Below are 19,337 nucleotides of genomic sequence, written 5' to 3'. Positions count from 1 at the left end.
GATTCATTATGGATATTCAATAATACGTTTAAAGGGCGGCAGTGAGTCAAGCAGCGCTTTGCCATAGCGGCGAGTAATTACCCGGCGATCAAGCAGCACAACTCTACCGGTATCTTGCTCTTTACGCAGCAGGCGTCCGGCGGATTGGATCAGTTTCTTACTCGCTTCGGGAACGGAAATCTGTAAAAACGGATTCCCGCCTCTGCTTTCAATGTATTCTGCGTGGGCTTCTTCAACGGGTGATGTCGGCACGGCAAAGGGAATTTTAGTAATGATCAGGTTGGTCAGTAATTTTCCTGGTAAATCAAGGCCTTCTGAAAAGCTGCCTGTGCCAAACAAGATACTGGTTTTGCCTTTTTCACAGTTTTCTTTATGTTTTTTTAGAATTGCATGACGAGATTCCTCGCCTTGGATGAGCAGTTCCCATTTGTTTTTCTTGGCAAGTGGCTTGAGTTTGTCGGCGACTTGGTTCATCTGCCAATACGATGAGAATAGCACAAGGCTTGATGTTTCCCCTTCAAGGTATTCAGGAAGTATCTCGATGAGCAGGTCGGTGAACTTCTCTGCCTGTGGCTCCAAAGGTAAAGAGGGGATCACCAGACGTGCATTGTTCTGGTAGTCAAATGGCGAAGCCAGTGCCAGAAAACGGGTTGCTTCTTTTTCGAATATCCCGGCTTGTCGACAAAAGTAGTCAAATTGATTCAGTGCACGTAATGTGGCTGAGACTAAGATGCAACCCACTGCCCGGCTCCACAATAGTTGGTCAAGGCGATGGCCTACTTCTAGAGGGGAAACTTCAATAATATAGTCATTTTCCCGATCTGGGCTTTTTTCTATCCAACGAGCCAATGGGGCTCCTTTGTCTCTATTAGGCTGTGCCATGAGGTGCCACACCTTTTCGAGGTTTTCAAGGCGCTGTAAATAGAAACCTGACTCTGTTAACGCTTGCTCACCAAGCCGAGGTTGGATTTCATTTTCTTTTGTTCGTTCTGAAATAAGATCGTGAATTTTGCCTAATGCCTGGAGGGCTTTTTTGCTGGTCTCTTTGCAGCCTTTGGCTTCTTCATGCAACCAAGCAGGTAGTTCCCCATACTCAAAACGATAAACGCCATCTTTATTGAACAGTGAAGGGTCAATATGACTGGCTATCTGATTTAGCGCCGGGATCAGCTGGGCAATGTTTTCATTTAAGCTGGTTTGAAACCGACCTGATTTCTTGTAGTCAGCCAGTTCAGCCAGTTTACCGGATGATTGATTCAGCTTTTCCAGCCAGCTCGCCGCGCCTTTCAAACTGGCTGATGCCGATGAAAAATCCCGCGCGACCTGCGGTAGGTGATGCGCCTCATCAATGACATAAATGGTTTTCTCGGGCTCAGGCAAAATAATACCGCCACCTAATTCGAGGTCCGCCATCAAAAGAGCATGATTGGCAATAATGACATCTGCTTTTTCAAGGTGCTCACGGGCTTTGGCGAATGGACAGTCTCGGTGTGCAGGAAGACCAGCATGGCAGCTATGCTTATCTGCCACAATTTGCTGCCACACCCGATCGGGGATAGTGGTTGGCCAGCTATCACGGTCACCGTCCCATTTTCGGCTCTCGCTGGCTGTTAGCATACGGGTCAAAAGTTCTAAATCAGACTTTTTAGGTTTTTCTTCCCATAAGCTAACCTGTTGATCTGACTCTGAATTGCAACTTGCTGCTAACTTATGATTACAACAGTAACGTTGGCGGCCTTTGGCCAAAATAAAACTGAATTCTTTTGGGTATACACGATTGAATAGTGGTAGGTCTTTATTGATTAACTGCTCTTGTAACGCGACGGTAGCGGTTGAAATCAACACTTTTTTGTTATTGAAGATGGCAAACGGGATTGCACCCATTAAATAAGAGAGTGATTTGCCAATGCCAGTTCCTGCTTCTGCAACCAGCATTCGGTGTTTGGCATGGTATTCACCGCCCAGTGTTTTAGCGATTTCAGCAACCAGATAATTTTGAGCCCTTCTAGGTATAAAGTTATCAAGTTGGTTACCAAGATTTTCATAGCACTGCTTGATATCTTGCTTTATCTGGTTCTGTAACATATCTGAAACATCATAATGGTATGGAATGGCATTATAGCATGAACAACTGAATGTGAGCGGCCGCATATTTTGAGTAACTTATTGCCAAAAATGCGAAATACTTCACGAAATAAGATTGAACTTGTTCTACGCAGAGTTAGTTGTATATGGCTAAGCAGAAAATGACTATCGTAATAAAGAATTTGTGGTGTTTTATTCTGTATTGGTACTTTTTATAATAATTTTGTAGTTTTTTATGCTGATAATTTTGAACTTTAAGTAAGGGAGACCATCTCGTGATAGCACAATAACTTGCTTAAACAGTATACTGTCAACACGCTAAGTCGTTGAAAGTCTAATTGTTTGATGTTTTTTTAGTTTGAGTTTAGAAGATTTGACATCTAGAGGAATATTCTGTCAGGATGAGTTGCACTAATTACTAACCTTCGGTTTTCACAGTGTTCTTTATGTTTATAGGGCATTAAGTAACCGGGGGTGACATAAAGAAAAGGGATTCTGGAAACAGGAATTCCAATCTAATATAAGAAAAGGCAGTGGATATCATGAAAAAGACTCTTCTAGCACTATCAGTACTAGCAGCAGGTTCTGCTCAAGCGGGCATCAACCTATACAACGCAAACGGTGTTACAGTTGACCTTTCTGGTGCAGCTGAAGTTCAGTATCTGCAAAACATTCAAGATAAAGATAGCAATGATGATGCAGGTCTACACCTAGATGATGGTGATCTACAAATTAACTCAACAATTGCCATTAACGACCAGCTAAATGTTGTTGCTGGAATGGGCTTTGCTTTCGAAAAAACTGATGTAACTAACGACAAACTATTTGTTGGTCTAGCTGGTGATTTCGGTACTCTGACTTTTGGTCGTCAGCTTTATGTTTCTGATGCAATGGGTATCGGTCGTGACTACGAGCTAGGTTTCGGTCAGGTTGATTTTGTTCAAACTGAAGGTAACGAAGCAATCAAGTATGAATACGACAATGGTCAGTTCTACTTTGGTTTGACTCATGATCTAGATTCTGATGGTTCAGGCGCAAGTGATTTCCAAAACACTGACGGTACTATTACCGATGCTCGTCTAGGTGCACGTTTTGGTGACCTAGATGTTCGTGGTTACTACTACACGGGTGATGATATTCAACGTAGCGAAACTAATCCATCAGGTACTCCAGTTTTCAACTCTGGTACCGATGTTGATGGTTTCAATCTAGAAGCTAACTATGCAATGGGCCAGTTTGCATTCGCGGCATCTTACGGTGATCTTGAATACACATCTGCAAAAAATAGTGCAAACAAGTCTGATGTTGCTGTATTCGAAATTAACGGCGCTTACACTATGGGTAAGAACACGTTTGCTCTAGGTTACAACCGTGCTGACGTATCGATTGACGGCGCTGGTGCATATCTAGAAGAAGGCGTTACTGATAACGTATACGCGAACGTTACTCACCAGCTTCACAGCAACGTGAAAGTATACGGTGAGCTTGGCTGGGCAGACCAAGATGGTGCTGACCTAGACCTAGGTTACTTAGTAGGTATGGAAGTTAAATTCTAATCGTTTCTTAACGTTTAGCGTTACTTCAAAAAAAGCCGCCTTTATGGCGGCTTTTTGCTATCTTGCGCGATGAGAATATATTCGGTTTAAAAGGAAATAGCATAATGAAAAAATGGTTAGTTGGTGTCGGACTATTGATGCTACCGCTAGGGCTTCAGGCCGCGACATTGAGTATGGGCGATAATATCAAGTTGTTAGTGGTAGATGGCAAAAAAGTGGCTTCTTCTTTCTGGACAGAAACTGAAAGCGTGCCATTGGCGGCGGGTAAGCACCAGGTCGTGGTACAGTTTGATGGTGAGGTTAAAAGTGGATCAAAAACCACGATTTATACAACTCAGCCATATTTGTTTGAATTGGATGTTCCTAATGAAGATGCCACGATTGTACTCCCACGTCTGACATCGCTATCTCAGGCTAAAGCGCATTTTCAGCGAGGCCCACAATGGCAGCTGGAATTAGCCAATGGAGCGAAGACTAAATTAGATTATGTGGTGCTTGAAGGAAACGGTTTTGCCGCGTATCGCGATATGGAAGCCTTGGTGGCTGAGTATAACCGTAAGCAGGGCATTACTTTTGAGCAGGGGTACGCGGTTGATTTAGAGAAAACGGTCGTTGATGTCAGCGATAAAGGTGAAGTAAGTATTACCGGTGATGCTCTTGCTCAGTTAAAGCTGTGGTACAGCAAGGCCAATGTGAAAGAGAAGGTCGCCTTTGAGCAGTGGATGGCGACACAGTCTGCTCAGTAAGTGGATGTTCGTTGGCCGAGTAAGTGACAGCACAATAGGCGAACCTTAAGATCGCCTATTGTGCTGCAGAAGTGGGTGATCAGCTTAGTCGCAGATGACAGACGATAATGCTGATTAGTTTGCTTCGTGGTGATAGCGGCTGTGATCACAGCAGCTGTGGCAGCGGGGTTGAGCCGGATCATTATCAAGATCAGCCAAGGCAATTTCTTCTTCACAATCAACACATAACCCATACATGCCGAGTTTGATAGAGCAGACGGCGGCATCCACTTTTTCCATTCTCATTGCAATATCAAATAGGTTGGGAATAAATGATGATTTTGCCATTAAGATGAGTTCGCCAAGCTCGGCATCTTCGATTGCAGTGGCTGACGGCACCAAGGTATTGAGTAACAGTTCATGCTTTAGCTCACGAGCTAGCATGGTGTGCTCTTGTTCTAGGCGCTGCTGCAGCTGTTCAAAAGTAATATCTGACGTTGTCATAAGATCATCATTATTATTGTCGGTGAAATCAGTCTAAGGTGATTGTAGAGTTTGATTGTGATTTGAATCAAATAAATACGGAGTTATTAGGTAATAACTTTCATCCCCCTCAGTTTTTGTTACTTTTTATCTTCGTTATATTGACTGGGGTAGCACTGATACTCTGAACGCTGTTCGGCATGATTTTATCCTTGCTAATTTCACTGATAGCGCTTTACCGTTGGTATTTCCTGTTTTGCTGGTACACTCGATCCCATGGTGACAAATAGGCAGAGATGCATGATCAAAAAGACCGTATTGTTGTTATGTGGTTGGCTATGTGTTGCCCTTGGTGTGATAGGCGCATTTTTACCGCTATTACCGACTACGCCTTTCTTGTTGCTGGCTAGTGCGTGTTTTATGCGTGGCTCTCCCCGGTTAAATCACTGGTTGTTACAGCATCCCAAATTTGGTCCAATGCTGCAAAATTGGCATCTTCACCACGCTATTTCCCGGACTGTGAAACGTCGAGCAAATATTATGATTGTCATTAGTTTCGGGGTATCGATATCGTTAGTGGCATTGTTGTGGCATAAGATGATGCTCATTCTGATACTGACGGTATTGCTGATATGGTTTAACCGTTTACCAGTGCGTGATAACCCTTCTATCGAGTCATGATCTCACTTGAATGTCGATGAGATCATCCTCTTGTTCTCGATTCACTGCCAGTTCTTGCCCCGGGTGACGAAAATCACTACTATTTGCTTCTGATTTTGTCGGTAGGTTCATGATTAGAGCCTGCCGTTTCATTTAGTGTCGGCTCTTGTGTGTAAAGCGCAGTCAGAAGGAGCCTGGAAAAAGATTATGACTCAAGAAAAGCTCGCGTTGATTAGAAACAGCATCAAATCTATCCCTGATTATCCTAAGCCAGGGATTTTATTTCGTGATGTGACCAGCTTGATGGAAGATCCTGAAGCCTACCGCGCAACGATGCAGGTATTATTGGCTAAATATCAGGGCAAGGGGATCACCAAGGTTATTGGTACTGAAGCGCGTGGTTTTTTGTTTGGAGCGCCGTTAGCACTGGAGCTGGGTGTTGGTTTTGTCCCTGTACGTAAGCCCGGTAAATTACCGCGTGCCGTTATTGGCGAAAGCTATGAACTGGAGTACGGCCAAGATACGTTGGAAATTCATACCGATGCCATTAATGAAGGTGATAAGGTCCTTCTTGTCGATGATCTTCTCGCAACAGGTGGCACGATTGAAGCGACCACCAAACTGGTTCGCCGTCTTGGCGGCGTGGTCGAAGATGCTGCTTTTGTTATTAACCTACCAGATATCGGTGGTGAAAAACGCCTTCAGGGTATTGGTCTGAATGTGTACAGTATTTGTGACTTTGATGGACACTAATCACGCCTGTGATTAGAACTGCATTGAGCCAGCTATTGACTATCGCTGGCGAATCATTGGGCGCTTGTCATAGCGCCCTCTCGCTCCAAAACCCTCCCTGTGCTAGCATTGAGTTCTTGATTCTGTAAGGTTAGTTAACATGAGTTATCAGGTTCTGGCACGCAAATGGCGTCCGCACCAGTTCGATGATGTGGTGGGGCAGTCCCATGTCTTGACGGCACTGGAGAATGCGCTTGCCCATAACCGTCTTCACCATGCCTATTTATTCAGTGGCACACGCGGTGTGGGCAAAACCACTATTGCCCGTATTTTTGCTAAAGGTTTGAATTGTGAGCAAGGTATTACTGCATCCCCATGCGGACAGTGCGAAACATGCCGTGAGATAGATGAAGGCCGTTTTGTTGATCTGCTTGAGATTGATGCGGCCTCGCGAACCAAGGTTGAAGATACTCGGGATTTGCTTGATAACGTGCAGTACAAGCCGACACGAGGTCGCTTTAAGGTTTACCTGATTGATGAGGTGCATATGCTCTCTCGTCATAGTTTTAACGCCTTGCTGAAAACCCTTGAAGAGCCGCCAGAATATGTGAAGTTTATTTTGGCGACCACGGATCCACAGAAGCTACCGGTGACGATTTTGTCCCGTTGTCTGCAGTTCCATCTTAAACACCTTGATAATACCCAGATCCAATCGCAGCTTGAAAATGTTCTGACACACGAACAGATTGCCTTTGAACCACGGGCGCTAGGGTTGCTAGCTCGGGCCGCTGAAGGCAGCATGCGAGATGCATTGAGTCTGGCGGATCAGGCGATTGCATTGGGTAACGGTAACGTTGCGGTTGATACCGTGTCGGAGATGCTGGGTACGCTGAATACAGAGCAAGCGCTTTACTTGCTTGAGGCCGTCGCAAAAGGTCAGGCGCAGCCTGCGATGAGCTGCCTCGAAGAGTTGGCGGCGATTGGGGTGGAGTGGGACAGTTTACTGCGTGAACTGGCGTCACAGTTGCATCGTGTCGCGATGCACCAAGCCCTGCCTGCGTCACTTGATGAGTCTGCGCCAGATGCCCTACGTGTTATTGCCTTGAGCCAATCAATGTCACCACAGGAAACTCAGCTGTGCTATCAGATTGCGTTACAGGGCCGGCAAGATTTGGCATTTGCCCCTGATGGTCGAACGGGGCTGGAAATGGTGCTACTACGTATGCTGGCTTTCCGTCCGGTATCAGCCTCTACGGTTACTCCGCAGGCGATTGCTGTTCCTACAAGTCAGCCCGTTGCACCATCTGTGGAGCAGGTTGCGCCGTCAATGACGCCACCGCAGCCTCAGACTCAAGGGGTTCAACGAGTACAGGCGCTAAAAGCACAAATGCATGACGCTCAGCATCATGATCAAGCACTTGTGAGTCAGGCTGGACGGTCATCATCGATATCTGTTCCCACGGCTCCTGCTATGATGCCTGAGCAGAGGAATTATGGGGGGCAGGAGCCGCCGCAACAAGCGATGCCTTCAGTCAGTCAGCCTGCCCCACAACCTGTTTCTCAGCCACCCGCTATGGATGAGGTACCCTCAGCCGCGTCTGGTTTAATGGCCGCGAGAAACAAACTACGCAGTCAAACCAAGCGAGAGGGCGTCACACCCGCTAGCGGAAAAAAGGCTGAACCGGTACAGACTAAAAAAGTCGCATCCAGTGTTTTAGATCGTATTGCCGAAAAGCAAAACGGTCAGGCTGCATCAGCAGCCAGTGCGATGTCGGTACCGGGCGCACGAAACGTGCCATCATCAACATTTGATGCGGTACCGGATCCGGCTCAATCGGATGAATACCAATGGAAACCAATGCAGGCTCCTACGGTTGAAGCCGTGAGTCAGGACGTTGCACCAGCGAAACTTAAACAAGCGCTGGAGCATGAAAAGACACCTGAAATGGTGAAATTACTTGTCAAGGAAGCGGCAAAACAGGATAGTTGGTCCGATTGGGTGACTAAGCTTAATGTAGGACGTTTATTACAGCAGTTGGCACTGAATTCAGCGTTTGAGCGAGATGGCAGTATGATCCGGCTCAGTCTTCGTCCTACGCAAAAACACTTAAATACGGCTAAAGCTTGTGAGCAACTTGAAACTGCATTGGCTGAACTGTTTGCAGAGCCCGTAACATTAGATATTGAATTGAGTGATAAAGGGCGTTCGCCGCTTGAGTGGCGTGAGGCGCTTTATCAGCAGAAACTGGATCAGGCAAGGCAGAGCTTGCAGTCTGATCCCAATGTGAACTTCATTTGTCAGCGGTTTGCCGCTGTGCTGGATGAAGAGAGCATAAGACCCTTATAGATCAACCAGACCACAGAGAGAGAAAATATGTTTGGTAAAGGCGGTATGGCTAACATGATGAAGCAGGCGCAGCAAATGCAAGAGCGCATGCAGAAAATGCAGGAAGAGATCGCAAATATGGAAGTAACCGGCGAGTCTGGTGCTGGCCTGGTAAAAGTGACGCTAACGGGTAGTCACAGCGTTCGTCGTGTCGAGCTTGATGATAGCTTGATGGAAGATGATAAAGATATGCTGGAAGATCTGATTGCAGCTGCATTTAACGATGCTGCTCGTCGTATCGAGGAAACGCAAAAAGAAAAAATGGCTGGCGTTACTGGCGGCATGAACTTGCCTGCTGGTTTTAAAATGCCATTCTAATTAATGCGTACTAGCCCATTACTTGAACAACTGATGGAGGCATTACGCTGTTTGCCTGGGGTTGGCCCTAAGTCAGCACAGCGTATGGCCTTCAATTTGCTACAACGAAACCGCCAGGGTGGCTTGCATTTAGCTGACGCGCTGAGCAAGGCGCTGACGGAGATCGGACACTGCCGCGAATGCCGGACGTTTACAGAAGAAGAGGTGTGTGCAATTTGTGCTAATCCTCGTCGACAGGAGAACGGCCAGATCTGTGTGGTAGAAAGTCCTGCAGATATTGTGGCGGTTGAGTCAACAGGGCAGTTTTCTGGTCGGTATTTTGTGCTGATGGGGCATCTTTCACCACTTGATGGTATTGGCCCTTCGGATATCGGTCTGGATACACTTGAATTTCGTATGCAGAGTGAGCGGATAAGCGAAGTTATTCTAGCAACCAACCCAACGGTTGAAGGTGAGGCAACCGCCCACTATATCGCTGAGTTGTGTAGTGAATATGATATTGATGCGACTCGGATTGCCCATGGTGTACCCGTAGGCGGTGAGCTTGAACTGGTTGACGGTACAACCTTGTCTCATTCATTAGCGGGCCGGCAAAAGATATATTAATAGAATACGTTTAGCTTAATGGCTGGCACTAAATTAAAAACACCAACAATAGCTTGATGCCATTGTTGGTGTTTTTTTATGCGTGATTATATGCCACCCATTAATGCAACTTAGAGTGAATATAGGATATTAGAGCCGTAATCTAGGCTGGTTAACAAGATAGATTTATCATTAATGATATCGATACGGCGGCTTTGCTGGGCATCCATACGATAGATCTGCTTGATGATTTGCAGTTGCTTTGGCTGGAAATCTTGGTTCTGGCCAGATGTCATATCTTTAAATTCTAACGGCTCGGTCTGTAAGTAACCGCCACTAATATCCCAATTACCCAATTCAGTGATATGTAACACTAGAGGTTGGGTATTGTCACTGAAGAGCTTCATCTTAGTGATTCGGGAATAGGTGTGATTAGGTAGGTAGATCATATGGCTGGTCTGCTCAACCTGACGCAACATCCTAAGCTCATCAAGTTTAGTGGGCTCAATTCGACTGATTGTAGTCGTTTGCCACTCAAGAGACATGAGTAATTGTTCTTGCTTGTAATCACTGACGTAATATAACCAAGCACTAAAAATGACAGAAAAAGCCAGCAGGATAAATGCCCAATATTTCATCACTATCGCGAGTGCAGAGTGTAACTTATTCATTACTGACATAGTGTTGTGTTGTCCTTTTGGCTGGAGAGCAAGCGCAGTGTCACGTTTTCATTCGGGGTATAGCTTGAGTGAATATAATTGAGCCATAGCTGATCCGCTTCACCACTGGCAATCACCTTAAGAGGATGTTTCTTTCCCGTATGATGCTTCAAATAGTTATTGACGCACTGTGAAATAGTTGCTTTCCATTGGCTGAGATCGGGTTGATTTGTTGGTGTCATAACGGATACGCCATCAACGGTTGTAAAAGGCGTAAAGGCGACAGATTTTGGGGGTAGGCTCGTCTTAATGATGAGAGGTAGCAACACCGCAATCAGGCATGCTATTACACTCAAAATAGTAAACAGAGGTCTTTTTGATGTGATTGATGTATTTTGTGAGTCGGGCTCAGCATGCTGCTGTGGTTGACGTGAAGATTGTTCCGGCTTAGGGTTGCTAACCACTTCTGGTTGAACGGCGGGTATGTCATCGGTGTCAATGCTATCAGTGTTATCGACGCTATCAGTGCTCTGTCTGTCTGAAAGACATTGAACATCAGCAATCATCTGATAGCCCCGTTTGGGAACCGTTTTGATAAATGCCGGTGATTTTGTGCAGTCTTTCAATGCCTTACGTAGGGTGGAAATAGCTTGAGTTAGGCTGGAGTCATCAACTTCAAAGCCTTGCTCTCTCCACACGTGGTTATGTAGCCGGGTACGGGTAATGATAGCTCCCGGTTCCTCTATCAGCAAACTAAGTGCTCGGCTTTCATTACAACCGAGTCGGGTAAGTTCATTATTTTCTGCTTGGTCAATTAAGCTGTTGTCGTAGGGGTCAAATAGGAATCGCTGACCAATTAACAATTTGCTGTTTAATCTATTCATATCGATATTCGTGGTGCTGTGGATATGCTTTTATAGCATTACGAATCTGAATCTTATCTGAATATCAAAATCTATCTAAAAAAAACTCAATCACATAAAAAGAGTGTTTTAGGTTGAAATGGCGTGGTTTGCCCATATCTCTATGAATAAGTAGCAGGGAATCAATGACCGGAGTGGCTACTTTGTATTTTGTTCCCTAAATGTATATGTACCTGTTTCGGAGTTGAAATGAGCGAACAAACTATCCATAACAATAAAGAAACCCGTGGATTTCAGTCTGAAGTTAAGCAACTGCTTCAGTTGATGATCCACTCTCTTTATTCCAATAAAGAGATTTTTTTACGTGAATTAATTTCTAACGCCTCTGATGCTGCTGATAAGTTGCGCTTCCGCGCCTTGTCTCAGCCTGATTTGTATGAGAATGATGCCGAGTTGGGCGTTAAGTTATCGTTCAATGAGCAGGCGGGTACATTGACTATCAGTGACAACGGTATCGGTATGACCCGTGACGATGTGATTGATCATTTAGGCACGATTGCTAAGTCGGGCACCAAAGATTTCTTTGCCAAGCTGAGTGATGATGAGTCAAAAGACTCACAACTTATTGGGCAGTTCGGCGTTGGTTTCTATTCCGCCTTTATTGTGGCTGATTCGGTGACGGTGAATACGCGTGCAGCGGGTGTTGCGGCAGATCAAGCCGTGTCATGGCAGTCGGGCGGTGAAGGCGATTACACGGTTGAAGATATCGAGAAAGCCAGCCGCGGTACCGAGATCATTCTTCACCTGCGCGAAGACGAAAAAGAGTTTCTTAGCGAGCATCGTCTGCGCAGCATTATCAGTAAGTATTCTGATCACATCGGCATCCCGGTTCAAATCCAGACCATTGAGCGCGACGAAGAAGGCAAGGAAACAGGTCGAAAATGGGAGCAAATCAATAAAGCTCAGGCGTTATGGACCCGAAATAAGTCAGAGATCAGTGATGAAGAGTACAAAGAGTTCTATAGCCATGTCTCGCATGACTTTGCAGAGCCGCTAAGCTGGAGTCACAACCGCGTTGAAGGTAAGCAGGATTATACCAGCCTGCTGTATATCCCATCGAAAGCGCCATGGGACATGAATAACCGTGATAGCAAACATGGTCTGAAACTGTATGTTCAGCGTGTTTTCATTATGGATGATGCAGAGCAGTTCATGCCATCTTACCTGCGTTTCATGCGTGGTTTGATTGATTCAAATGATCTGCCGCTGAACGTATCGCGTGAAATTTTGCAAGATAACAAGGTGACCCAATCATTGCGTAAGGCATGCACTAAACGTGCTCTGACCATGATGGAGCGTCTGGCGAACAATGACAGTGAAAAATACCAAACCCTGTGGAATGAATTTGGTCAGGTACTAAAAGAAGGACCTGCAGAAGACTACGCTAACCGTGAGAAAATCGCGAAGCTATTGCGCTTTAGTTCAACCCATGCCGAGACAGTAGAGCAAACAGTTTCTTTGGATGGCTACATTGCACGAATGAAAGAAGGTCAGGATAAGATTTACTTCCTGACGGCCGATAGCTTTACGGCGGCGAAGAATAGCCCACACCTTGAGCAGTTTCGTGCGAAGGGCTTAGAGGTTATTTTGATGTATGATCGCATCGATGAATGGTTGATGGGCCACCTGCCTGAATTTGATGGTAAGGCGTTCCAGGCAATCACCAAAGCAGATCTTGATTTATCAGCATTTGAAGATGCAGAGGAAAAAGAGAAGCATAAGGAAACTGAGGCGGCTTTCCAATCGGTGGTTGAGCGCACTAAAGCCTATTTGGGTGATCGTGTGAAAGATGTACGCACGACATTTAAGTTAAAAGATACCCCAGCCGTTGTCGTGACCGATGAGAACGAAATGGGCACCCAGATGGCGAAGCTGCTGGCTGCAGCGGGTCATGATGCCCCAGAGGTGAAGTATATTTTTGAGCTAAACCCTGATCACGTGCTAGTGACTAAGATGGCTGATGAAGCTGACGAAGAAGCCTTTGGCCGTTGGGTTGAAATGTTGCTGGGCCAAGCGATGTTAGCCGAGAAGGGGACGATGGATGACCCATCGCAATTCTTGGCCGCGGTCAATAAACTGTTAGCATAAGCATTGTTGATTGAGTAAAAGTAAGGGGGATATGACTAAGGTTTTATCTCCCCCTTTGTTCAGTCTGCCATGTCTGATTGTATGCTGAGACAGGATGTAATCCAGCGGGTTACAAAGCGTCGGGCTTGCGACTAAACGCTAATCAGTGTATTTTTCATTTTTTAAAATTTTTGAACACGCCATTCAAAATTAAGGGGATCAAAATGCGCATCATTCTTCTGGGCGCTCCAGGTGCAGGTAAAGGTACTCAGGCACAATTCATCATGGAAAAATTTGGTATTCCACAAATTTCCACTGGTGACATGCTACGTGCAGCAATCAAGGCAGGTACAGAGCTAGGTAAGCAAGCGAAATCCGTTATTGATGCTGGTCAACTAGTGTCTGACGATATTATCCTTGGTCTGGTTAAAGAGCGTATTGCTGAAGACGACTGTGCAAAAGGCTTCCTTCTTGACGGTTTCCCTCGCACTATTCCTCAGGCTGATGGCCTGAAAGAAATCGGTGTTGAAGTTGATTACGTTATTGAATTCGATGTGGCTGACGATGTTATCGTTGAGCGTATGGCTGGCCGTCGTGCTCACCTAGCATCAGGTCGTACTTACCACGCTGTTTACAATCCACCTAAAGTGGAAGGTAAAGATGACGTGACGGGTGAAGATCTGGTTATTCGTGAAGATGACAAAGAAGAGACCGTTCGTGCTCGTCTAGGTGTATACCACAGCCAAACTGCACCGTTGATTGCTTACTATGGCAAAGAAGCGGAAGCTGGCAATACTAAGTACCTTAAATTTGATGGTACTCAGCCTGTTGCAGCCGTCAGTGCAGAGCTAGAAAAAGCACTGGCTTAATCGACAGTCTGCAAATTGTTAAAAACGGGCGAACCCTTTTTGGGGTTCGCCCGTTTTTTTGTCGTTCAGTATTTAAGTTAGGCGAGTTTTGAGATAACACGAACAATTGAAACCTGATAGAGTATCTATCTAATAGAGTCAGCCAATGAGAGGGTGCAATGAACGAACAAAGCATCAATGATAATAAAAAAGCGTCTGACTATGGCGTACTGTTGGTGAATTTAGGGACCCCAGATGAAGCAACGGCTTCAGGTGTAAAACGATTTTTATCTGAATTCCTGCACGATAAGCGCGTGGTCGATATGACGCGGTGGTTATGGTGTCCAATTTTACATGGTGTCATCTTACCTATCCGCGCGCCCAAAGTCGCCAAACTTTACCAGTCGGTATGGATGGACGATGGCTCACCCTTGATGGTGTATTCCAAGCGGCAGCAGCAACAATTAGCACAAGTCTTGAATATCCCCGTTGAACTCGGTATGACCTATGGCAACCCCAGTATTGATGCGGGATTAGCCGCGCTTAAGCAACAGGGATGTAAAAAGGTATTGGTGCTACCACTATATCCACAGTATTCCCGAACCACTACGGCAGCAGTGTTTGATAAAGTGGCCAAGGTATTAAAAAACCAGCCATTTATTCCTGAGTTACGTTTTGTTAATCAATATTTTGACCATCCTGATTATATTGCGGCATTGGCAAAATCGGCCACTGATTTTTGGCAGCAACAGGGTAAGCCTGATTATCTGCTCTGCTCGTATCACGGGATCCCTAAGCGTTATGCCGATAACGGTGATCCCTACCCTGAACATTGCCATCGTACAACGGCGTTATTGGCGGAAAAATTAGCCATGCCCCGAGAACAAATGAGCATGAGTTATCAGTCAATTTTTGGCCGCGAAGAGTGGCTAAAACCTTACACTGAGACCACAATTCGAACGCTTGCTGAAAAAGGCGTGAAACGATTGGATGTGATGTGCCCAGCGTTTTCTGTGGATTGTTTGGAAACCCTTGAAGAAATTGCAGAAGAGTGCAAAGAGACATTCATTAATGCTGGGGGGGAGAGCTTTAATTTGATCCCTTGTTTGAATGATGATCCTGCACATATTGCATTGATGGCGACCTTGGTGAATCAGCATACCCAAGGCTGGTGATGCCTGATTTTTAGCTTACCCTATAGCATACGATTTATGGGTGCAGTGTGTTGATTAATATAGACACTCTGTACCATTTACTTGCCTATTAGACGGCCATTAGAGTGATAAAGCCACAGATTCTATGAGAGCTTTTGCTTTTCTGTTCTATATTCTGTGATAGAATCCGCAAAAATTCTCTCAACAGACAGTTCATTGACATGAAATTTCCAGGCCAACGCAAATCCAAGCATTATTTTCCTGTACATGCTCGCGATCCACTTCTGAGTCAAGCCAAACAAGAAAAGCGACTAGCGCGCACCCATATTGTCGGTATTGATCAAACTTTGGTTGATATTGAAGCCTGTGTTGGGGATGAATTTCTGGAGCGTTATGAGCTGAGTAAAGGTCATTCGTTGGTGATTTCTGATGAAAAAGCAGAAGCGCTTTATCAGGAGCTGAAGGAAAAAGAACTGATCAGCCACGAATTTGCGGGTGGTACGATTGGTAATACGTTGCACAACTATTCTGTATTAGCGGATGATAAATCCGTTTTACTGGGTGTAATGAGCAAAGATATCGAGATCGGAAGCTACGCTTACCGTTACTTGTGCAATACTTCCAGTCGTATGGATATGAACTATCTGCAGCCCGTTAATGGTCCTATTGGTCGCTGTTTTGCGCTTATCTCTAAAGATGGTGAGCGTACTTTTGCGATTAATGAAGGGCGAATGAACCAGTTGGAGCCATCTAGTATTCCAGAGGCGGTGTTTGAGAATGCATCGGCATTGGTACTGACAGCCTATTTAGTTCGTTGTAAGCCGGGCGATCCGATGCCAGCTGCAACCATGCAGGCTATCGAGTACGCCAAGAAGTATGATGTGCCTGTTGTATTGACGCTGGGTACTAAATTTGTCATCGCAGATGATCCACAGTGGTGGCGTGATTTTTTACGTGATCATGTAACCGTTGTTGCGATGAACGAAGACGAAGCGGAAGCACTGACTGGTGAGTCTGACCCATTAATGGCTTCAGAAAAAACCCTTGAGTGGGTTGATTTGGTTCTGTGTACGGCGGGCCCTGTTGGTTTGTATACGGCAGGCTATACAGAAGATGAAGCCAAGCGCGAAACAAGCTTACACCTGCTGCCGGGTGATATTCCTGAGTTTAATCGCTATGAATTCAGCCGTCCGATGCTGAAGAATGATTGTAGTACACCAATTAAAGTATATTCACACATCGCGCCGTATATGGGTGGCCCCGAGCGAATTAAAAATACCAACGGTGCGGGTGATGGTGCGTTATCAGCTCTTTTGCATGATATGTCTGCAAACCGTTACCATCGAGAGAATGTACCGAAATCAAGTAAGCACCAGTTTGACTTTCTGACGTATTCCTCATTCTCGCAAATTTGCCTGTACTCGAATCGAGTGAGTTATGAAGTACTGGCTCAGCATTCACCGCGACTTTCTCGTGGTTTGCCTGAGCGAGAAGTGAGCTTAGAAGAGGCGTACTGGGAGCGCTAATTTGTGCGCTGCTAAATTGAAATAAGAAAAGAGAGCGATGTAGGCTCTCTTTTTTTTATTGATAAATTAATAATTTTTAGAAAAATGCGGCATTCACTTCTACGCTTATTTTGCAATATCAATAAGGAAGTGGAGAGCAATATGAAAAAAAATGCAGTGGCTGTAGCTTTAATCGGTAGTTTATTTACTCCTGCGATTTGGGCTAGTGTGAATTTACCAGAAGGTACTCAGGAGTTTGCTTTACAAGGTAACCTCGATTTAGATTATGTCGATGACTACTTGTTTGTCCTTACCACCTCTTACGGATATTTTATTCGTGAAAACTGGGAAATCGGTGGGGTGCTGGACGTCAATATGAGTGATAGTACCCAGCAGTTCCAGCTTGGTGGCTTCACTGAATACAACTTTGTGAATAATTCTAATTGGGTGCCATACTTGGGCGCTGCCGCGCAGCTCGCTAACCTGTCAGGTGATGACGGTGACTTTGATTTTGATTTTGAAGATGCGACCGCACTGAATATAAAACTGGCTGGTGGCTTGAAGTACTTTATCAATCCCAATGTGGCCATCAGTGCAGAGGTCAATTACAACATTTCGACAGATGATATTAATGTGAGTAAAGATGGGGTGAAAGACAGCTTTACCCGATTTGTGTTTGGTACCCGTTTCTACTTCTAGCGAATAATAGACTTTTTTAGTCAAAAGCGAGAGCCTCGGCTCTCGCTTTTATTATCTGGTAATCTTGTTGTACCAAAGGGAATTATTTTTTATACGCTTCGTTATGGACTGCTGCAACCGCACGGCCTGATGGATCTGCGCTGTTTTTAAAGCTCTCATCCCATTCAATCGCTTTCGCACTAGAACAGGCGATGGATGGGCCTCCTGGGACACATTTCGCGGCATCGTCTAGCGGGAATAGCTCTTCGAAGATCTCACGGTAGACATAGGCTTCTTTGGTTGTCGGTGTGTTATACGGGAAGCGGAATTTGGCCGTTTCCAGTTGCTGTGCCGACACTTTTTCTTCTGCCACTTCTTTTAGGGTGTCAATCCAGCTGTAGCCGACACCATCAGAGAATTGTTCTTTCTGGCGCCAGGCAACAGATTCAGGCAGATAATGGCCAAAGCATTCACGCAAGATGTGCTTTTCCATTTTGCCGTTGCCGCACATTTTGTCTTTAGGGTTCAGGCGCATTGCCACTTCCAAGAATTCTTTATCAAGGAACGGAACACGGGCCTCTATTCCCCATGCTGCCATGGATTTGTTGGCGCGAGCACAATCAAACATGTTCAATGCCAGTAGCTTACGTACGGTTTCTTCATGAAATTCTTGTGCGTTAGGGGCCTTATGGAAATACAGGTATCCGCCAAAGACTTCATCAGCCCCTTCGCCTGAGAGTACCATTTTGATCCCCATCGCACGGATTTTACGTGACATCAGGTACATTGGCGTCGATGCGCGGATCGTGGTGACATCGTACGTCTCGATGTGATAAATCACGTCGCGGATAGCATCAAGCCCTTCCTGAACGCTATAGGTTAATTCGTGGTGGACAGTGCCGATACTATCCGCAACCACTTTCGCAGCTTTGAGATCAGGCGCTCCTTCCAAGCCGATGGCAAAAGAGTGCAGGGTTGGCCACCAAGCTTGCGATTGTTCATCATCTTCAATACGGCGAGCCGCAAATTTCTTCGTAATGGCTGAGATAACAGAAGAATCAAGGCCGCCAGAGAGGAGCACGCCATAGGGAACATCTGTCATTAACTGGCGTTTCACTGCACTTTCCAGTGCATCGGTCAGGGCTGCTTTATCACTCTTGGCGTCCATAACAGCATCAAATTCCATCCAGTCACGCTTGTAGTAACGTACCGGTTCACCGGCTTTGCTCCAGAGGAAATGACCAGGAGGAAATTCACTGATGGATTTACAAACAGGGACCAGTGCTTTCATTTCAGAGGCGACATAGTAGTTGCCATGTTCGTCATAGCCCTGATATAGCGGAATGATCCCGATGTGATCACGGCCAATGAGATAGGCATCTTCTTGCTCATCATAGAGGATAAACCCGAATATCCCGTTGAGGTAATCAAGCAGTTCAGGGCCTTTTTCTTTGTAGAGAGCCAGAATGATTTCGCAGTCAGATTCTGTTTGGAATGGGTAATCTGCCGCAAACTCGGCCCGCAGTTCTTTGTGGTTGTAGATTTCGCCATTCACGGCAAGGGCATATGTTTTATCTGCGTTATACAGAGGTTGCTCGCCACTGTTAAGATCGACGATAGCCAGACGTTCATGAACTAGAATGGCTTTTTCTGATGAATAAATACCAGACCAGTCAGGGCCTCGGTGACGCATTTTTTTAGACATAGCCAGTGCGGTTTCGCGCAAGGTAGTGGCATCACTTTTGATGTCTAGGATCCCGAATACTGAACACATACTTATTACCCCGAAATTAACGTTTATTACTATCTAAAAGATGGCGGTCAGTGGCGACGTCTGACCCCTTGTTAATTGTTAAAATTGCGCATTCAACAATGAAATGCAACATTAAGAACGGATTCAATAAACAAATAGGCTTGTCGGTGAATGATATTCGAAATATCTAAAGATAATTAAATATTATCTTGTTCGTGGC

General features: G+C 45.4%; 18 protein-coding genes. 12 read left to right on the top strand and 6 right to left on the bottom strand.

What is annotated here, in order from left to right; genetic code table 11:
* Positions 1-6: 6 nt before the first annotated feature.
* Positions 7-2,085, bottom strand: a complete 2,079-nt coding sequence (gene dinG / locus L4D12_RS05755) for an ATP-dependent DNA helicase DinG (protein ID WP_428446870.1) — start codon at positions 2,083-2,085, stop codon at positions 7-9.
* Positions 2,086-2,627: 542 nt separating this feature from the next.
* Here dinG and L4D12_RS05750 point away from each other — a divergent pair.
* Together L4D12_RS05750 and L4D12_RS05745 are read left to right on the top strand one after the other, a co-directional pair.
* On the top strand, positions 2,628-3,641 hold the full coding sequence (locus L4D12_RS05750; RefSeq protein WP_428446869.1) for a porin: 1,014 nt from the start codon (positions 2,628-2,630) through the stop codon (positions 3,639-3,641).
* Between the two features lie 104 nt (positions 3,642-3,745).
* Positions 3,746-4,387: a YccT family protein gene (locus L4D12_RS05745; RefSeq protein WP_428446868.1), complete on the top strand. Its 642-nt coding sequence runs from the start codon at positions 3,746-3,748 to the stop codon at positions 4,385-4,387.
* A 114-nt stretch (positions 4,388-4,501) separates the two neighbouring features.
* Here L4D12_RS05745 and L4D12_RS05740 read toward each other — a convergent pair whose 3' ends face one another.
* Positions 4,502-4,870, bottom strand: a complete 369-nt coding sequence (locus tag L4D12_RS05740) for a conjugal transfer protein TraR (protein ID WP_428446867.1) — start codon at positions 4,868-4,870, stop codon at positions 4,502-4,504.
* A gap of 279 nt (positions 4,871-5,149) precedes the next feature.
* Between L4D12_RS05740 and L4D12_RS05735 the strand changes: the two genes are divergently transcribed.
* Complete coding sequence (locus tag L4D12_RS05735; protein ID WP_428446866.1) at positions 5,150-5,530, top strand: YbaN family protein; 381 nt, start codon at positions 5,150-5,152, stop codon at positions 5,528-5,530.
* On the opposite strand, the gene L4D12_RS05730 is transcribed toward L4D12_RS05735, so the two are convergent.
* On the bottom strand, positions 5,525-5,662 hold the full coding sequence (locus tag L4D12_RS05730; protein ID WP_428446865.1) for a hypothetical protein: 138 nt from the start codon (positions 5,660-5,662) through the stop codon (positions 5,525-5,527). The two genes, L4D12_RS05735 and L4D12_RS05730, sit on opposite strands and share 6 nt — an antisense overlap.
* A 54-nt stretch (positions 5,663-5,716) precedes the next feature.
* Here L4D12_RS05730 and apt point away from each other — a divergent pair, with 54 nt between their 5' ends.
* The 4 genes from apt (at position 5,717) to recR (ending at position 9,551) form a co-directional block, all read left to right on the top strand.
* Positions 5,717-6,262 (top strand): adenine phosphoribosyltransferase, encoded by a 546-nt coding sequence (apt, locus tag L4D12_RS05725; protein WP_428446864.1) that lies wholly within the window; start codon positions 5,717-5,719, stop codon positions 6,260-6,262.
* A 139-nt stretch (positions 6,263-6,401) separates the two neighbouring features.
* Positions 6,402-8,588, top strand: coding sequence for a DNA polymerase III subunit gamma/tau (gene dnaX, locus L4D12_RS05720; RefSeq protein WP_428446863.1), 2,187 nt, complete (start codon positions 6,402-6,404; stop codon positions 8,586-8,588).
* Between the two features lie 27 nt (positions 8,589-8,615).
* Complete coding sequence (locus L4D12_RS05715; RefSeq protein WP_428446862.1) at positions 8,616-8,945, top strand: YbaB/EbfC family nucleoid-associated protein; 330 nt, start codon at positions 8,616-8,618, stop codon at positions 8,943-8,945.
* A 3-nt stretch (positions 8,946-8,948) separates the two neighbouring features.
* Positions 8,949-9,551: a recombination mediator RecR gene (recR, locus tag L4D12_RS05710; protein ID WP_428446861.1), complete on the top strand. Its 603-nt coding sequence runs from the start codon at positions 8,949-8,951 to the stop codon at positions 9,549-9,551.
* A 110-nt stretch (positions 9,552-9,661) separates the two neighbouring features.
* Here the strand turns inward: recR and L4D12_RS05705 are convergent, their stop codons facing one another.
* Entirely contained in the window at positions 9,662-10,210 is a 549-nt protein-coding gene (locus tag L4D12_RS05705; RefSeq protein ID WP_428446860.1) for a regulatory protein ToxS, read from the bottom strand.
* Entirely contained in the window at positions 10,201-11,073 is an 873-nt protein-coding gene (locus L4D12_RS05700; RefSeq protein WP_428446859.1) for a winged helix-turn-helix domain-containing protein, read from the bottom strand. Before L4D12_RS05700 ends, L4D12_RS05705 begins: the two co-directional genes overlap by 10 nt.
* Positions 11,074-11,301: 228 nt before the next feature.
* Here L4D12_RS05700 and htpG point away from each other — a divergent pair, with 228 nt between their 5' ends.
* The 5 genes from htpG to L4D12_RS05675 all read left to right on the top strand — a co-directional run bounded on the left by htpG (position 11,302) and on the right by L4D12_RS05675 (position 17,385).
* The gene (gene htpG / locus L4D12_RS05695; protein WP_428446858.1) at positions 11,302-13,200 is read left to right on the top strand and encodes a molecular chaperone HtpG; all 1,899 of its coding nucleotides are present in this window, start codon (positions 11,302-11,304) and stop codon (positions 13,198-13,200) included.
* Positions 13,201-13,403: 203 nt separating this feature from the next.
* Positions 13,404-14,048 (top strand): adenylate kinase, encoded by a 645-nt coding sequence (gene adk / locus L4D12_RS05690; RefSeq protein WP_428446857.1) that lies wholly within the window; start codon positions 13,404-13,406, stop codon positions 14,046-14,048.
* Positions 14,049-14,206: 158 nt separating this feature from the next.
* Positions 14,207-15,202 carry a ferrochelatase gene (gene hemH / locus L4D12_RS05685; protein ID WP_428446856.1) on the top strand — a complete coding sequence of 332 codons (996 nt, stop codon included), beginning with the start codon at positions 14,207-14,209 and terminating at the stop codon, positions 15,200-15,202.
* A 200-nt stretch (positions 15,203-15,402) separates the two neighbouring features.
* Entirely contained in the window at positions 15,403-16,707 is a 1,305-nt protein-coding gene (locus L4D12_RS05680; protein WP_428446855.1) for an inosine/guanosine kinase, read from the top strand.
* Between the two features lie 141 nt (positions 16,708-16,848).
* Entirely contained in the window at positions 16,849-17,385 is a 537-nt protein-coding gene (locus L4D12_RS05675) for an outer membrane beta-barrel protein (protein WP_428446854.1), read from the top strand.
* 82 nt (positions 17,386-17,467) lie between these two features.
* Here L4D12_RS05675 and asnB read toward each other — a convergent pair whose 3' ends face one another.
* Positions 17,468-19,138 carry an asparagine synthase B gene (gene asnB / locus L4D12_RS05670; RefSeq protein WP_428446853.1) on the bottom strand — a complete coding sequence of 557 codons (1,671 nt, stop codon included), beginning with the start codon at positions 19,136-19,138 and terminating at the stop codon, positions 17,468-17,470.
* Between the last annotated feature and the right edge of the window lie 199 nt (positions 19,139-19,337).

Source organism: Photobacterium nomapromontoriensis (genome assembly GCF_050336815.1).
Lineage (GTDB): Bacteria > Pseudomonadota > Gammaproteobacteria > Enterobacterales > Vibrionaceae > Photobacterium > Photobacterium nomapromontoriensis.
The sequence above is the reverse complement of the archived record's forward strand: the minus strand, read 5'-3'. Positions and strand labels throughout refer to the sequence as shown.

Bases quoted from the DNA above. Each gene is read 5' to 3' on its own strand.
- dinG (WP_428446870.1), bottom strand. From the start codon at position 2,085: ATGTTACAGAACCAGATAAAGCAAGATATCAAGCAGTGCTATGAAAAT.
- L4D12_RS05750 (WP_428446869.1), top strand. From the start codon at position 2,628: ATGAAAAAGACTCTTCTAGCACTATCAGTACTAGCAGCAGGTTCTGCT.
- L4D12_RS05745 (WP_428446868.1), top strand. From the start codon at position 3,746: ATGAAAAAATGGTTAGTTGGTGTCGGACTATTGATGCTACCGCTAGGG.
- L4D12_RS05740 (WP_428446867.1), bottom strand. From the start codon at position 4,870: ATGACAACGTCAGATATTACTTTTGAACAGCTGCAGCAGCGCCTAGAA.
- L4D12_RS05735 (WP_428446866.1), top strand. From the start codon at position 5,150: ATGATCAAAAAGACCGTATTGTTGTTATGTGGTTGGCTATGTGTTGCC.
- L4D12_RS05730 (WP_428446865.1), bottom strand. From the start codon at position 5,662: ATGAAACGGCAGGCTCTAATCATGAACCTACCGACAAAATCAGAAGCA.
- apt (WP_428446864.1), top strand. From the start codon at position 5,717: ATGACTCAAGAAAAGCTCGCGTTGATTAGAAACAGCATCAAATCTATC.
- dnaX (WP_428446863.1), top strand. From the start codon at position 6,402: ATGAGTTATCAGGTTCTGGCACGCAAATGGCGTCCGCACCAGTTCGAT.
- L4D12_RS05715 (WP_428446862.1), top strand. From the start codon at position 8,616: ATGTTTGGTAAAGGCGGTATGGCTAACATGATGAAGCAGGCGCAGCAA.
- recR (WP_428446861.1), top strand. From the start codon at position 8,949: ATGCGTACTAGCCCATTACTTGAACAACTGATGGAGGCATTACGCTGT.
- L4D12_RS05705 (WP_428446860.1), bottom strand. From the start codon at position 10,210: ATGTCAGTAATGAATAAGTTACACTCTGCACTCGCGATAGTGATGAAA.
- L4D12_RS05700 (WP_428446859.1), bottom strand. From the start codon at position 11,073: ATGAATAGATTAAACAGCAAATTGTTAATTGGTCAGCGATTCCTATTT.
- htpG (WP_428446858.1), top strand. From the start codon at position 11,302: ATGAGCGAACAAACTATCCATAACAATAAAGAAACCCGTGGATTTCAG.
- adk (WP_428446857.1), top strand. From the start codon at position 13,404: ATGCGCATCATTCTTCTGGGCGCTCCAGGTGCAGGTAAAGGTACTCAG.
- hemH (WP_428446856.1), top strand. From the start codon at position 14,207: ATGAACGAACAAAGCATCAATGATAATAAAAAAGCGTCTGACTATGGC.
- L4D12_RS05680 (WP_428446855.1), top strand. From the start codon at position 15,403: ATGAAATTTCCAGGCCAACGCAAATCCAAGCATTATTTTCCTGTACAT.
- L4D12_RS05675 (WP_428446854.1), top strand. From the start codon at position 16,849: ATGAAAAAAAATGCAGTGGCTGTAGCTTTAATCGGTAGTTTATTTACT.
- asnB (WP_428446853.1), bottom strand. From the start codon at position 19,138: ATGTGTTCAGTATTCGGGATCCTAGACATCAAAAGTGATGCCACTACC.